Here is a 13,709-nt window from a genome sequence, read left to right as displayed (position 1 = left end):
CCGCCCCGACCGCGGTGCGGACCGGTGAACCGCTCGTCACGGCGCTCGTCGCGGCGGGGCTCGCCCGCCCGTGGCGCTTTCCCGACGGCCGGCCCTCCGACGCGCTCGACATCGTCCCGGCGAACGGCGGTCTCGTGTCCGTCGACGGATCGCCCACCCCGGGAATCTTCTCCGTCGGCGTCCCCCACGAGGACATCCGCGTCTTCACGATCATCGCGCCCGTGCCGGGCACGAACTCGTCCGTGCTGCGAGAGACGGATGCCGCGGCCCGCGCGGCGCTGCGTGTCGCGGCGGCCGCTGCCAACGTCGAAAGGAGCGTCTCGCCATGACCCGACGCGTCTCACATCTCGTCATCGGGGCCGGGGCGATGGGTCTCGCAACGACGTGGCGACTCGCGCAACGGGGGTTCGCGCCGCTCGCGCTCGAGCAATTCGCCCGCGGGCACGCGCTCGGCGCGTCGCACGGCGCCACCCGCAACTTCAACGACGCGTATGCCGACCCCGACTACCTCGACCTGCTCGAGGCCGCGCGCGGCGGATGGTCCGACCTCGCCGCGCACGCGGACGGACCGCTGCTCGTCCTGCACGGTCTCGCCACGCACGGCGATGACGACGAGGTGGCACGCATCCACGATGCCCTCACGGCTCGCGGCGGCCGGCCCGAAGTGTCCACGGCGCGCGCGGCGGCCGAACGGTGGCCCGGCATGCGCTTCGACGGCTCGGTCCTCGTCTCGGAGGACGCCGGCGTCGTACGCTCGCAGGCCGCGCTCGCGGCGCTCGAGCGAGCGGCGCGCGCGGCCGGCGCGGACATCCGGTTCGGATCGCGGGTGACAGCCCTCGTAAACGCCGACGACGGCGTGCGCGTCGTCGTGTCCCACGGCGACGAGCGGGAAGAGATCGTGGCGGACTGGGTCGTCGTGACGGCGGGCGCGTGGACCTCGCGGCTCATCGGGGATGCCGTGACCTTGCCGCTCCTCACCGTGACGGAGGAGAGTCCCGCGCACTTCCAGGCGACGCTGCCGGCCGAATGGCCGTCGTTCAATCACCTGTTGGCGCAGCGAGCCGCCGAGTATCCCGGCAACACATACGGCATGCCGACGCCCGGAGAGGGCGTCAAGGTCGGCTTCCACCGCGTCGGTGCGGTCGTCGACCCCGACGCCCGAACGTTCCGGCCCGTTCCCGCCCTGGACGCCCTCCTGCGTTCCTACGTGCGGGAGTGGTTTCCCGGGCTCGACGCGGAGAGCGGGGTGGGCATCAGCTGCACCTACACGTCGACCGATTCCGGCGACTTCGTCCTCGACCGGCGGGGGCGGATCGTCGTCGGCGCGGGGTTCTCGGGCCACGGGTTCAAGTTCACGCCCGCCATCGGCGACGTGTTGGCCGATCTCGCGACCGACCCCACCGCCGTGGCTCCGGCGTCGTTCCGCCTGCCCGCGTAGCTGCGCACCTGCCCGGGGTGCGGCGGCCTACTTCTTGTAGTTGGGCGCCTCGACGATGATCTGCACGTCGTGGGGGTGCGACTCCTTCAACCCGGCCGAGGTGATGCGGACGAACTTGCCCTTGGCCTTCAGCTCATCGATCGTGCGGGCACCGACGTAGAACATCGACTGACGCAGCCCGCCGACGAGCTGGTACGCGACGGCCGAGACGGGACCGCGATACGCGACCTGACCCTCGATGCCCTCCGGGATGAGCTTGTCGTCCGAGGGCACGTCCGCCTGAAAGTAGCGGTCCTTCGAGTACGAGGTCTTCTTGCCGCGGGTCTGCAGTGCACCGAGCGATCCCATCCCGCGGTACTGCTTGAACTGCTTGCCACCCTGGAACACGATCTCGCCGGGCGATTCGTCGGTTCCGGCGAGGAGCGAGCCGAGCATGACGGTGTCGGCTCCGGCCACGAGTGCCTTGGCGATGTCACCCGAGTACTGCAGGCCGCCGTCGGCGATCACCGGCACGCCGGCGGGACGTGCGGCGAGGGATGCCTCGTACACGGCCGTGACCTGCGGCACACCGACGCCGGCCACGACGCGCGTGGTGCAGATCGAGCCCGGCCCGACGCCGACCTTGACCGCGTCCACGCCCGCGTCGATGAGCGCCTGCGCACCCTCACGCGTCGCGACGTTGCCGCCGATGATGTCGATGTGGGCGAAGGATGCATCGGCCCGCAGTCGCGTGATGATGTCGATGACGCCCGCGGACTGGCCGTTGGCGGTGTCGACGACCAGCACATCGACGCCCGCGTCGCGGAGCGCTTCGGCGCGCTCCCACGCATCGCCGAAGAATCCGATCGCCGCACCGACACGCAGTCGACCCTGGTCATCCTTCGTCGCGAGGGGGTACTTCTCGCTCTTGTCGAAGTCCTTGATGGTGATGAGGCCCGCGAGCTTGCCGTCGTCGTCGATCAGCGGCAGCTTTTCGACACGGTGCTTGGCGAACGTCGCGATGACGTCGTTCGCGCCGATGCCGACCTTCGCGGTGATGAGGCCCTCGCTCGTCATCACGTCGCGCACGAGCGTGGTCTGGCGCTCGAAGCCCGAGACGAAGCGCATGTCGCGGTTCGTGATGATGCCGACGAGCCGTCCATCGTCGTCCACGACGGGCAGACCCGAGATGCGGTACTGCGCGCACTGCGCGTCGACCTCTTCGACGGTCGCGTCGGGGCGGGTGGTGATGGGATCGGTGATCATGCCGGACTCGCTGCGCTTGACGCGGTCGACCTGCGAGGCCTGGTCCTCGATGGACAGATTGCGGTGCAGGATGCCGAGGCCACCCTCGCGCGCGATCGCGATCGCCATGCGGGCTTCGGTGACCGTGTCCATCGCCGAGGACACCAGGGGTGTCGCAACCGTGATCCGCCGCGTCAGCCGCGAGGACGTGTCGGCCTCGCTCGGAATCACGTCGGTGTGGCCAGGCAGTAGCAACACATCGTCGTACGTCAGTCCGACAAAACCGAACGGATCGTAATCGGGCATGTACGCGCTCCTCGTGCGGTGAGATCGGGGTGCGGATCGATGTGTTTCCACGCGAAGTATCCGCTTGATGAAGTCTAAGCGGCGCGCGTGTGCGAACATTCCTCCGGGAGCGTTCCCATTGCGCATCGGTAACGGCTGACGTTTGAGCGATGGGCGAAACAATGCCGACACATTACGCTCGTACCGTCGTCCATCGATGCCGATGCGACGCGACCATCGGTTAACGGTGCCCGACTGGAGGATCTGTGAGTCCCACGACCGCTACGGCGAGACGTTCCCGCGGGGGGACTCTGCTCACCATAGGAGCACTCTTCGGCGTGCTCTTCGCGCTGATGAGCCTGACCGCATCCCCGGCCTTCGCGGCCGAGGACGACCCCTACCGCATCAGCGGCAACGTGCAGCTCGACGGTGCTCCCCTCGAGGGCATTCGACTCGTCATCGACGGCCCCGGCGGTGAGCAAGAAGTCGAGACGGATGCCGAGGGCCAGTGGCGCGTCGGCGTTCCCGAGCGCGGCGAGACCTACACGGTCACGCTCGACGAGGACACGCTGCCCGAGGGCATCGCGGTCGTCAACGACGAGGACGATACCCCCAACGAGCAAGAGGTCGAGATGGGCGCCGGTGGGCGCGTCACCGTCAACTTCTTCATCGGCGAGGGTGAGCGAAGCGTCACGAGCTTCGCCGACCAGCTCATCCAACGCATCGTGCAGGGCCTGAGCTTCGGCCTCATGCTGGCTCTCGCGGCCGTCGGCCTGTCGCTCGTCTTCGGCACCACGGGCATCTCGAACTTCGCGCACGGCGAGATGGTCACTTTCGGCGCCGTCGTGGCGCTCACGCTCGTCGGACCGGCCAGCCTCGCGCTGCCGGTGTGGCTCGGCTTCCCGCTGGCGGTGATCCTCAGCGCGGGCCTCGGGCTCGTGCTGGACATGATCCTGTGGAGACCCCTGCGCCGAAGGCGAGTGGGTGTCGTGCAGCTCATGATCGTCAGCATCGGCCTGTCCCTCGCCCTCCGATACACGTTCCAGTTCTTCATCGGCGGCGGGACGAGCCAGCTCCCCTACGCATCCGAGCCGAAGATCCAGCTGTTCGGATCCGTGCAGATGAGCATCATCGACATGGTCTCGATCGCGATCTCGATCATCGTCATCATCGCGTTCGCGGTGTGGCTCACCCGCAGCCGCCTCGGCAAGGCCACACGCGCGATCTCCGACAACCCCTCGCTCGCCGCCGCCTCCGGCATCGACGTCGACTTCGTCGTTCGCGTCGTGTGGGTCATCGCCGGTGGGCTCGCGGGCCTCGCCGGAATCCTGTACGCCTACTACCGCCCCGGCATCAAATGGGACATGGGGTCGCAGGTGCTGCTGCTGATGTTCGCCGCCGTCATCCTCGGTGGTCTCGGTACGGCGTACGGTGCCCTGGTCGGCGCCATCATCGTCGGCCTGCTCGTCGAGGTCTCGAGCCTGTGGATCCCCGCGGACCTGAAGTACGCGAGCGCGCTCTTCATCCTCATCGTCATCCTGCTGTTCCGGCCCCAGGGGATCCTCGGCCGACGCGAGAGAATAGGTTAGGCGCACCATGGACTTGCTCCAGATCCTCTCGAACTCGGCCTCGTCGATCCTCAGCCCCGCGACGATCGGCTACGCACTCGCCGCCCTCGGTCTCGCGGTGCACTTCGGCTACACCGGCCTGATCAACATGGGCATCGCCGGGTTCATGGCCATCGGCGCCTACGGCTACGCGATCGGCGTGCTCACCTTCGGCCTCGAATGGTGGCTCGCGGCGATCGCGGGACTCGTGGCGTCGGCGATCTTCGCCGTCATCCTCGGCATCCCGACGTTGCGCCTACGCGGTGACTACCTCGCGATCGTCACGATCGCCGCCGCGGAGGTCGTGCGTCTGCTGTTCTTGACCACCGCGTTCGACGAGTACACCGGCTCGGCCGACGGCCTGAGCGGCTACCACTCGAGCTTCCGGGCGTCGAACCCGCTGCCCGAGGGCACTTACGGCTTCGGTCCGTTCACGTACAACGAGACGCAGTGGTGGGTCCGCATCATGGGCCTCCTGACGCTCGGCTTCGCCGTGCTGGTGGTCTGGATGCTGATGCGCAGCCCGTGGGGCCGCGTGCTGAAGGGCGTCCGCGAAGACGAAGACGCCGTGCGCGCGCTCGGCAAGAACGTCTACGCCTACAAGATGCAGTCGCTGGTGCTGGGTGGTGTGCTCGCCGCGGCGGGCGGCATCGTCTACGCCCTGCCGTCGGCCGTCAGCCCCGGCGTGTACGTCACGTCGCTGACGTTCTTCGTCTGGACGGCCCTCTTACTCGGCGGCGCGGCGACCGTGTTCGGTCCCCTGCTCGGTTCGCTCATCTTCTGGGTGCTGCAGACCTTCCTGAGCAACTTCCTCCCGGCGCTCGTCTCGGCCGGGGTCCTTCCCTTCATGTCGCAGATCCAGGCCGGAACGCTCCGATTCATCCTCGTCGGCGTCGCCCTCATGCTGCTCGTGATCTTCATGCCGCAGGGAATCCTCGGCAACAAGAAGGAGCTGACCTTTGTCAAGTAATGGGCAGTCAAATAGCGGGCAGTCAAACAACGGACAGTCAAGTAACGGGCAGTCGGGCGCCGAGCACACGACGACCGGCCAGCTCGGCGAAGATGCCTCGGGGGCTCCGCTCACGGCTCCCGTCGAGCGTCCGAAGACCACGGGGTTGCACGTCGGCGAGGCCGTGCCGGGGGCGAAGAAGGTCGATCCGATCATCATCGCCGACGGTGTGCGCCGCACGTTCGGCGGCGTCACGGCCGTCGATGTCGAGCACCTCGAGATCCCGCGCGGCGCGATCACGGCTCTGATCGGGCCGAACGGTGCGGGCAAGACGACCCTCTTCAACCTGCTCACGGGGTTCGACAAGCCCGACGAGGGTACCTGGAGCTTCGACGGCAAGTCGCTGTCGGGCGTCCCCGCGTTCCGGGTGGCTCGGATGGGTCTGGTGCGCACGTTCCAGCTGACGAAGGCGCTCGGGCTGCTCACGGTCCTCGAGAACATGAAGCTCGGGGCGACGGGTCAGCGCGGCGAGAAGTTCTGGCAGGCGCTCATCCCGGCGATCTGGCGTAAGCAGGATTCGAGCATCGACAGCCAGGCCATGGTGCTGCTGAAGAAGTTCAAGCTCGACGCCAAGTCGTCGGACTTCGCCGCAAGCCTCTCGGGTGGGCAGCGCAAGTTGCTCGAGATGGCGCGGGCGCTCATGACCAAGCCGACGCTGGTGATGCTCGACGAGCCGATGGCCGGAGTCAACCCGGCCCTGACGCAGTCGCTCCTCGATCACATCCTCGACCTGAAGGAAGAGGGCATGACCGTCCTCTTCGTCGAGCACGACATGCACATGGTCCGCCACATCGCCGACTGGGTCGTCGTCATGGCAGAGGGCAAGGTCGTGGCAGAGGGCGACCCGCACACGGTCATGCGCAACCCCGCCGTCATCGACGCCTACCTCGGAGCTCACCAAGAACTCGATCTGGGTGTCGTCACGGGTCGCATCGCGGCCATCGAGGCCGATCCGACGACGGATGCCGCGGCATCCGCTCAGGCGAGCGCGACCCTCCTGGTCGAAGAGGGCGTCGCCGAAGACGAGGAGAACCGCTCATGAGCACGGTAGCTACCGAAACACCGGTCGTCTTCGTCGACAACGTGCACGCCGGGTACCTGCCGGGGGTCAACATCCTGAACGGCTGCTCGCTGGTCGCGAACCAGGGCGAGCTGATCGGCATCATCGGCCCCAACGGCGCAGGCAAGTCGACGCTGCTGAAGGCGATCTTCGGTCAGGTCAACGTGCGCGAGGGTTCGATCACGCTCCAGGGCGATGACATCACGGGCCTCCGCGCCAACAAGCTCGTGGCGCGCGGCGTCGGGTTCATCCCGCAGACCAACAACGTCTTCCCGACGCTGACGATCGAAGAGAACCTGCAGATGGGTCTCTACCAGCGGCCGTCCGCGTACAAGGAGCGCTTGGAGTTCGTCACGAGCATCTTCGCCGAGCTGGGCAAGCGCCTGAAGCAGCGCGCGGGTTCGCTCTCCGGTGGTGAGCGTCAGATGGTGGCGATGAGCCGTGCCCTGATGATGGACCCGAAGGTGCTGCTCCTCGACGAGCCCTCGGCCGGCCTCTCCCCCGTCCGTCAGGACGAGGCGTTCATCCGGGTCTCCGAGATCAACAAGGCCGGCGTGACCTGCATCATGGTCGAGCAGAACGCGCGGCGCTGCCTGCAGATCTGCGACCGCGGCTACGTGCTCGACCAGGGCCGCGACGCCTACACCGGCACGGGCCGCGAGCTGCTGGGCGACCCGAAGGTCACCGAGCTGTACCTCGGCACCCTCGGCACCTGACCCGCTCTTCACGACGAAGGACCGGATGCCTCGGCATCCGGTCCCTCTGCGTTGCGCTGAACCCATGGCCCTGTCCTGACGCCGAAACACCCTTTGTGCGGCGACACACCCCGTTGCGCTGGGTGTTTCGCGGTAGGAGGGGTGTTTCGCCGAGGTGATGCGCGCCGGCGCACGACAAGGGGCCCCGGTCCGAAGACCGGGGCCCCTCTCACACGGATGTGTGGGTTTTAGCCCATGTATGCCGTGTAGGTGTTGTCCTCAGCAAACTCGTAGATGCCGATCGACGCCTCGGTCGGGTCGCCGACCTCGTCGAACGTGATCGGACCCGAGATGCCGTCGTAGTCGGCAACTCCGCCACCGAGGATGATGTCGGCGCACTCCGCGTACGAGGTGCAGGTTTCACCCTCGCCCGCACCACCCGAAACCTCGATGAGCTTCTCGGCCATGGCCGCGCTGTCGGTCGAACCGGCGGCGAGGCTGGCGAGGGCCAGGAGGATGGTTGCGTCGTAGGACTCGGCAGCGTAGCTGTAGTCCTCGAGCGGTGCGTCGCCTTCAGCTTCGAGGAACGCGTCGAGCTCGCTCGTGAAGTCCGCGATCGAGTCGATCGACAGGCCCGGGAGCGTGCCCTTGGCGCCCGTGAGGGAACCGGCCGGGAAGGCGTCTTCGAAGTTCTTCAGGTTGCCGTCGACGAAGTACAGCTTGTCGGACGGGATCTGACCGAACAGGCTCGGCAGCATGGTCGAGACCTCGTCGAACGTGATCAGGGCGATCGCGTCGGGGTCGGCCGCGAGGACCTCGCTGATCTGAGCGTCGAAGGTCGCGTCACCCGTGTTGTACGTCGGGGCTGCGACGACTTCGCCACCGGCGGCCTCGAAGGCCTCGGTCACGTAGCCGGCGAGGCCGGTGCCGTACGAGTCGTTCAGCACGATCATGCCGAGCGTCTGGTTGCCGTCCTCGGCGATCAGGTTGCCGAGAACCTCACCCTGCAGAACGTCGGAGGGAGCGGTACGGAAGTACAGTCCGTCGTCCTCGTATGTGGTGAAGGCGTCCGAGGTGTTGGCGGGCGAGAACTGAATCACGCCGGCGCCGACGACCTGGTCGATGAACTGCAGCGACGTGCCCGACGATGCGGCACCGATGATGGCCGAAACGTCCTCGCCCAGCAGGCGGGGGATTTCGGTCTCGTATGCCTTGTTGTCGGTGTCACCCGAGTCGCCGTAGACGACGTCGAGGGTCAGACCGGTGTCGGCCGAGATCTCATTGATCTGCGACGCGGCGTACGCGACGCCGGCCTCTTCGGGCGGGCCGAGGAAGGCGAGGTTTCCGGTCTGCGGCAGCGCCGTGCCGATCTTGAGGGCGAGGTCATCGCCGGCGGGTGCGGCGGACGACTCGGTGTCTCCACCACTGCCGGCACAACCTGCGAGAACCAGCGCGCTGACACCGACCACGGCGAAACCGCCGAGGACCTTGCCCGTACGCGAACGGGAGAAGAAGTTCATATTGCTCCTAGCTGTGGACGAACTCCGGGCCGGACTGAAGCCGACCCTATTGGCTTCACACTATGCGGCGCGGCGTCTCCGCGATGTTGCGGTGCGTTAACGATGTGAAACAGTACGGTCACAGCGTGATAACGCTCCCATGCCCCGAACGGCGGGGATGTCGTCGCGGCGAATGTCACGCCAACGAAGGTCACGTCAGAGAAGAGACATCCGAAACGCCGCGACCGCGACGCGAGAACAGCACGGAGTCAACGGAGAGGATGACCAGCGCCACCCAGACAAGTCCGAAGCCGATCCACCGCTCGAGCGGCATAGGTTCGCCGAGAACCCACGCCCCGATGATGAACTGCAGAACCGGCGCGATGAACTGCAGGAGGCCGATCGCGGTGAGCGGCACCCTCCTGGCCCCAGCCGCGAACAGCAACAACGGGACCGCGGTGATGATGCCGGCGAGCGAGAGCAGCACGGTGTGCACCGGACTGACCGTGCCCAGCGTGATGCCCGTCGTCACACCGACGACGATGAGCTGCACGATCGCCACCGGCAGCAGCCAGAACGACTCGAGCGTGAGGCCCCCCACGGCATCCACCGCCGGACCGACCTGCTTCTTGATCAGCCCGTAGATCCCGAACGAGAAGGCCAGGGTCAGCGATATCCAGGGAAACTCCCCGTACCCGATGACGATGACGAGCACGGCGATGAGGCTGATGCCGATCGCGATCCACTGCGTCAGCCGCAGACGTTCGCGCAGGACGAGGGCACCCAGCAGCACCGTCACGATCGGGTTGATGAAGTATCCGAGACTCGTCTCGATCACGTGCCCGGCGAGGGTGGCGAGGATGTACACCTGCCAGTTGACGTAGATGACAACGCCCGCGATGGCCGTCAGCAGCAGGAGCCGCGGCTGTCGCACGATCCGGCCGAACGCGGGCCACGCGCGCGTGACCGTCAAGAGCAGGACGCAGAAGACGAAGGCCAGGAGGATGCGCCAGGCCACGATCTCCCAGGGCCCGGTCGGCACGAGCAACAGGAAGTACAGGGGAAGAAAACCCCAGATCAGGTACGCGCCCATCGCCGACGCGACGCCGATGCTGCGTTCGCGTACTTCTGCGGCCGCTGTTGCCGCGGCGGCGGTGCTTGCTGCGGTGCTTGCTGCAGTGGGTCCGACCGACCCGCGCGGAGTCTCGGTCGGATCCTGTGTCACCTCAACAGCCTACGGGCGGCGGGGACGACCGCGGGGCCATTCGCGCGCCACGCCCGGCTGGTGCGCCGCGGCGGAACGACGAAGGACCGGATGCCGAGGCATCCGGTCCTTCGTGTGTGTCAGTCGCTCAGCGAACGACGACCGCGAGCACGTCGCGGGCCGAGAGCACGAGCAGGTCGTCGGCGCCGAACTTGACCTCGGTGCCGCCGTACTTGCTGTAGATCACGCGGTCGCCGACGGCGACGTCGAGCGGGATGCGGTTGCCGTTGTCGTCAATCCGACCCGGGCCCACCGCGACGACCTCGCCCTCCTGGGGCTTCTCCTTCGCGGTGTCGGGGATGACCAGGCCGGAAGCCGTCGTCTGCTCCGCCTCGACCTGGCGGATGACGATGCGGTCCTCGAGCGGCTTGATGGAAACCTGAGTGGAAACCGTCACGGTCTACCTCTTTCTTGATCCAAGACTGATTAGCAACCTCGATGCGAGAGTGCTAATGCCAGTGTAGGCAACCGCTGGCACTCACGCAACGCGAGTGCCAGCGAGCGGGGTCGAATCGGATGGCGAGGGCCCGCGCCTAGGCTGGACAGGTGGAGATGGCCGAGCTCAGGGCGCTGCTGACGCCCGACGGGCTGCGGCTACTCGACTCGATGCCGCCGGTCACGACGTCCGCGGACGTCGCTCGCGAGGTCACGCGGCTGCGCGCTGCCGGGCACTCCCCCGACCTGGTGTCGGCCGTTGTCGGCCAGGCTCGCCTACGAACGCGTGCGGAGTCGAAGTTCGGGCCCCTCGCGGCCCGCATGCTCTTCACCCGCGCCGGGCTCGAACAATCGACGCGACTGCCCGTCGCCGCCCTGCACGCCGGGCGATTCCGCGACGCGGGCCTCGGCAGCGTCGCCGACCTCGGCAGCGGCATCGGCGGCGACGCGCTGGGATTCGCCGGCATCGGCATGGACGTCCTCGCGGTGGATGCCGACGAGGTCACGGCCGCGATCGCGGCATGCAACCTCGCGCCCTTCGGTTCGTCGGCCGAGGTACGCCGTGCCCAGGCCGAGGACGTGGATGTCTCGGGTTCCGCGGGGGTATGGCTCGACCCCGCACGGCGTACGGCCGGCCACACCGAGACATCCCGCCTCTCGCGCCCCGAGGACTACTCGCCCTCGCTCGACTGGGCATTCACGTTGGCGACGCAGAAGCCGACGGGCATCAAGCTCGGGCCCGGCTTCGACCGCGACCGTCTGCCGTCGTTCGCCGAAGCGCAGTGGATCACCGCGGATGGCTCGACGCTCGAACTCGTTCTCTGGTCGGGCGAGCTCGCGCGGCCGGGTATCACCCGCGCCGCCGTCGTCATGACCGACGGGCAGTCGCACGAACTGACCGCGCCCGCCGACAGCGAGGACGAGCCGGTGCATCCACTCGGCGCTTTCATTCACGAGCCGGCCGGGTCGGTCATCCGAGCGCGCCTCGTCGGCGACGTCGCTCGTGCTCTGGAGGCGGGGCCGGTCGCGCCCGGCATCGCCTACCTGACCGGCGACGCAGCGCTGACGAGCCCGTTCGTGTCGACCTTCCGCGTGCGCGAGCAGTTGCCCGCCGACGTCAAGAAGCTGGGGCGGGCGCTGCGCGAGCGCGGCATCGGTCGGCTCGAGATCAAGAAGCGCGGGGTGGACGTCGACCCCGCCGTTCTGCGCACCAAGCTCGGGCTCAAGGGCGACGCTTCTGCGACTCTGCTGTTGACGCGGGTCGGATCGACGCGCATCGCCGTGCTCGCCGACCGCATCTAGGGGCGCGCGTCGTTTCGACTCGCCTGCGGCTCGCTCAACGACCGTGTGTCAGAACAGGGGCCCGCTGTTCAGGGCGACGGCGATCCAGAGCGCGCTGTAGAGGATCGACAGGATGCCGAGGCCCAGGGCCCACGCCGCGGCCTGGCGTCGGGCGCCCGGGCGACGCAGGGCCGCTATCGCCGTGATGATCGCGATGATGCCGACGGGGAACCCCCAGCCGACGACGAACGAGACGATGAGGCCGATGATCGCGACGGCGAGGGCCCATCCGGCGAGCGACGGCGGTCGGCGCGGGGCGGGCGGGGCCCAGGCGAGCTCCTGCTCGGGCTCCGCGCCCAGGTCTGTCCCGTGCTCGGGCTCCGCGCCGGGTGCGGGGTCCGCAGCTGGCACGGCTACGACGACCGGCACCGCGACCGGAGCTGTCGGCGGCAGCGGCGGCGGCACCGGCCGGGCAGCCTGCATGGAACGTCGGGTGGGCGCGGGGGCCACGGCATCCGTCGACTCGTCGTTCATGCGCGCACCTCCTCTTCCGAAACGGCCTCGGGCAACGCCTCGCCCGCGGCGACCTGAATCTGCGTGACGGGCAGAGTCGAGTCGGCACCGAACTCGAGTGTCGAGGGCGTGCGGCCGGACGCGATCAGCTCGGCGGCGAGCGCGGCGATCATCGCACCGTTGTCGGTGCAGAGCGAGAGCGGGGGAATTCGGACGGCAACGCCTGCCTGTTCGCCGCGGGCCAGCGCGACCTCGCGCAGGCGGCGATTGGCGATCACGCCTCCTCCGAGCAGCAGGCGGGGCACGCCGTACTGTGCGCAGGCGTCGAGGGCCTTCGTGACGAGCACGTCGATGACGGCCTCACGGAACGAGGCGGCAACATCGGCGATCGGCACCTCCTCGCCCGCGGCCTCGCGCTGCTCGGTCCAGCGGGCGACGGCGGTCTTGAGACCCGAGAACGAGAAGTCGTACCGGTGTTTCTCGCGGTCAGAGGCGCGCGAGAGTCCGCGGGGGAAGGCGATAGCGCGAGGATCCCCGGATGCCGCTGCCCGATCGATTTCCGGTCCGCCCGGGTAAGGCAGACCGAGCAGGCGGGCCACCTTGTCGAATGCCTCACCCGCGGCGTCGTCGATCGTCTCGCCGAGCAGTTCGACCTCGCTCGTGAGGTCGCGCACGAGCAGCAGCGAGGTGTGCCCGCCCGAGACGAGCAAAGCAACGGTCGGGTACTCGAGGGGCGGCGCGTCCGGGTCGAGGAGGTCCGCCGCGATGTGGCCGACGAGATGGTTGACGGCATAGAGCGGCTTGTCGAGGGCGATCGCGAGCGCCTTCGCAGCACCGACGCCGACCATGAGCGCACCCGCGAGTCCCGGGCCACTTGTGACGGCGACGGCGTCGAGGTCGTCGAGCCGGATGCCCGCCTCCGCGACGGCGGCCTGAATCGCGGGGCCGAGCGCCTCGAGATGCGCCCGCGCGGCGACCTCCGGCACGACCCCGCCGAATCGGGCATGCTCGTCCATGCTGCTCGCGATGGTGTTACTGAGGAGCGTCCGGCCGCGGACGATGCCGATGCCGGTCTCGTCGCAGCTGGTCTCGATGCCGAGCACGAGGGGTTCGCGGTTCGTGGCGGTCATGTGCACGCTCCTGCCTCAGAAACGGCAGTGGGCACGCGATCGAGCGTCGGAGATTCGGCCGGCGTCGGAGCATCCGGGTTCTCTGACGCCGATTCCGACCGAATCTCCGACGCAGAACCGACGACATCCATGCCGGAATGCTCCGCGAGCCACCCGCGCAGGTCCAGGCGCATCACGATCGCATCGACTCCGTCGGGTTGGTAGTAGTTCGGGCGCCGCGCGATCTCGACGAACCCCTCGGACACATACAGTGCCTGCGGGATCGGCTT

12 protein-coding genes and 2 pseudogenes are annotated in these 13,709 nt (G+C 68.2%); 7 read left to right on the top strand and 7 right to left on the bottom strand.

The genetic code is table 11. From position 1 onward, the window contains the following. Both MIC448_RS15320 and MIC448_RS15315 read left to right on the top strand, forming a co-directional pair. Nucleotides 1-329, top strand: a pseudogene (locus MIC448_RS15320) (hypothetical protein); the annotation flags it as partial. Continuing rightward, nucleotides 326-1,438 carry an FAD-dependent oxidoreductase gene (locus MIC448_RS15315; RefSeq protein WP_036301707.1) on the top strand — a complete coding sequence of 371 codons (1,113 nt, stop codon included), beginning with the start codon at nucleotides 326-328 and terminating at the stop codon, nucleotides 1,436-1,438. The pseudogene MIC448_RS15320 and the gene MIC448_RS15315, both read left to right, overlap by 4 nt. Nucleotides 1,439-1,465: 27 nt before the next feature. Here the strand turns inward: MIC448_RS15315 and guaB are convergent, their stop codons facing one another. Next, nucleotides 1,466-2,968 carry an IMP dehydrogenase gene (guaB, locus tag MIC448_RS15310; RefSeq protein WP_036301706.1) on the bottom strand — a complete coding sequence of 501 codons (1,503 nt, stop codon included), beginning with the start codon at nucleotides 2,966-2,968 and terminating at the stop codon, nucleotides 1,466-1,468. Nucleotides 2,969-3,300: 332 nt separating this feature from the next. On the opposite strand from guaB, the gene MIC448_RS15305 reads away from it, so the two are divergent. The 4 genes from MIC448_RS15305 to MIC448_RS15290 all read left to right on the top strand — a co-directional run bounded on the left by MIC448_RS15305 (nucleotide 3,301) and on the right by MIC448_RS15290 (nucleotide 7,339). Continuing rightward, on the top strand, nucleotides 3,301-4,536 hold the full coding sequence (locus tag MIC448_RS15305; protein WP_051514183.1) for a branched-chain amino acid ABC transporter permease: 1,236 nt from the start codon (nucleotides 3,301-3,303) through the stop codon (nucleotides 4,534-4,536). A gap of 7 nt (nucleotides 4,537-4,543) precedes the next feature. After that, nucleotides 4,544-5,524 (top strand): branched-chain amino acid ABC transporter permease, encoded by a 981-nt coding sequence (locus MIC448_RS15300; protein ID WP_036301704.1) that lies wholly within the window; start codon nucleotides 4,544-4,546, stop codon nucleotides 5,522-5,524. A 145-nt stretch (nucleotides 5,525-5,669) separates the two neighbouring features. Then, nucleotides 5,670-6,605 carry an ABC transporter ATP-binding protein gene (locus MIC448_RS15295; RefSeq protein WP_036301703.1) on the top strand — a complete coding sequence of 312 codons (936 nt, stop codon included), beginning with the start codon at nucleotides 5,670-5,672 and terminating at the stop codon, nucleotides 6,603-6,605. Beyond that, nucleotides 6,602-7,339, top strand: coding sequence for an ABC transporter ATP-binding protein (locus MIC448_RS15290; RefSeq protein ID WP_036301701.1), 738 nt, complete (start codon nucleotides 6,602-6,604; stop codon nucleotides 7,337-7,339). The genes MIC448_RS15295 and MIC448_RS15290 overlap by 4 nt, the downstream gene beginning before the upstream one ends. 227 nt (nucleotides 7,340-7,566) lie before the next feature. Here the strand turns inward: MIC448_RS15290 and MIC448_RS15285 are convergent, their stop codons facing one another. The 3 genes from MIC448_RS15285 to groES all read right to left on the bottom strand — a co-directional run bounded on the left by MIC448_RS15285 (nucleotide 7,567) and on the right by groES (nucleotide 10,478). Continuing rightward, nucleotides 7,567-8,838 (bottom strand): ABC transporter substrate-binding protein, encoded by a 1,272-nt coding sequence (locus MIC448_RS15285; RefSeq protein ID WP_036301699.1) that lies wholly within the window; start codon nucleotides 8,836-8,838, stop codon nucleotides 7,567-7,569. 190 nt (nucleotides 8,839-9,028) lie between these two features. Beyond that, nucleotides 9,029-9,928, bottom strand: a complete 900-nt coding sequence (rarD, locus tag MIC448_RS15280; RefSeq protein ID WP_036301712.1) for an EamA family transporter RarD — start codon at nucleotides 9,926-9,928, stop codon at nucleotides 9,029-9,031. 241 nt (nucleotides 9,929-10,169) lie between these two features. Beyond that, nucleotides 10,170-10,478, bottom strand: a complete 309-nt coding sequence (gene groES / locus MIC448_RS15275) for a co-chaperone GroES (RefSeq protein ID WP_036301697.1) — start codon at nucleotides 10,476-10,478, stop codon at nucleotides 10,170-10,172. A gap of 149 nt (nucleotides 10,479-10,627) precedes the next feature. Between groES and MIC448_RS15270 the strand changes: the two genes are divergently transcribed. Then, nucleotides 10,628-11,818 carry an SAM-dependent methyltransferase gene (locus MIC448_RS15270; protein ID WP_036301695.1) on the top strand — a complete coding sequence of 397 codons (1,191 nt, stop codon included), beginning with the start codon at nucleotides 10,628-10,630 and terminating at the stop codon, nucleotides 11,816-11,818. A 48-nt stretch (nucleotides 11,819-11,866) separates the two neighbouring features. Here the strand turns inward: MIC448_RS15270 and MIC448_RS15265 are convergent, their stop codons facing one another. From MIC448_RS15265 to MIC448_RS16520, 3 genes and pseudogenes are all read right to left on the bottom strand, one after another. Further along, nucleotides 11,867-12,331, bottom strand: coding sequence for a hypothetical protein (locus MIC448_RS15265; RefSeq protein WP_051514174.1), 465 nt, complete (start codon nucleotides 12,329-12,331; stop codon nucleotides 11,867-11,869). Further along, the gene (gene tsaD / locus MIC448_RS15260) at nucleotides 12,328-13,440 is read right to left on the bottom strand and encodes a tRNA (adenosine(37)-N6)-threonylcarbamoyltransferase complex transferase subunit TsaD (protein WP_036301693.1); all 1,113 of its coding nucleotides are present in this window, start codon (nucleotides 13,438-13,440) and stop codon (nucleotides 12,328-12,330) included. Before tsaD ends, MIC448_RS15265 begins: the two co-directional genes overlap by 4 nt. Beyond that, a pseudogene (locus tag MIC448_RS16520) lies at nucleotides 13,437-13,709 on the bottom strand (hypothetical protein); the annotation flags it as partial. The pseudogene MIC448_RS16520 and the gene tsaD, both read right to left, overlap by 4 nt.

Origin of the sequence: Microbacterium sp. C448 (genome assembly GCF_000582705.2) — a bacterium.
In the GTDB taxonomy this organism is placed as follows: Bacteria; Actinomycetota; Actinomycetes; order Actinomycetales; family Microbacteriaceae; genus Microbacterium; species Microbacterium lacus_A.
The sequence above is the reverse complement of the archived record's forward strand: the minus strand, read 5'-3'. Positions and strand labels throughout refer to the sequence as shown.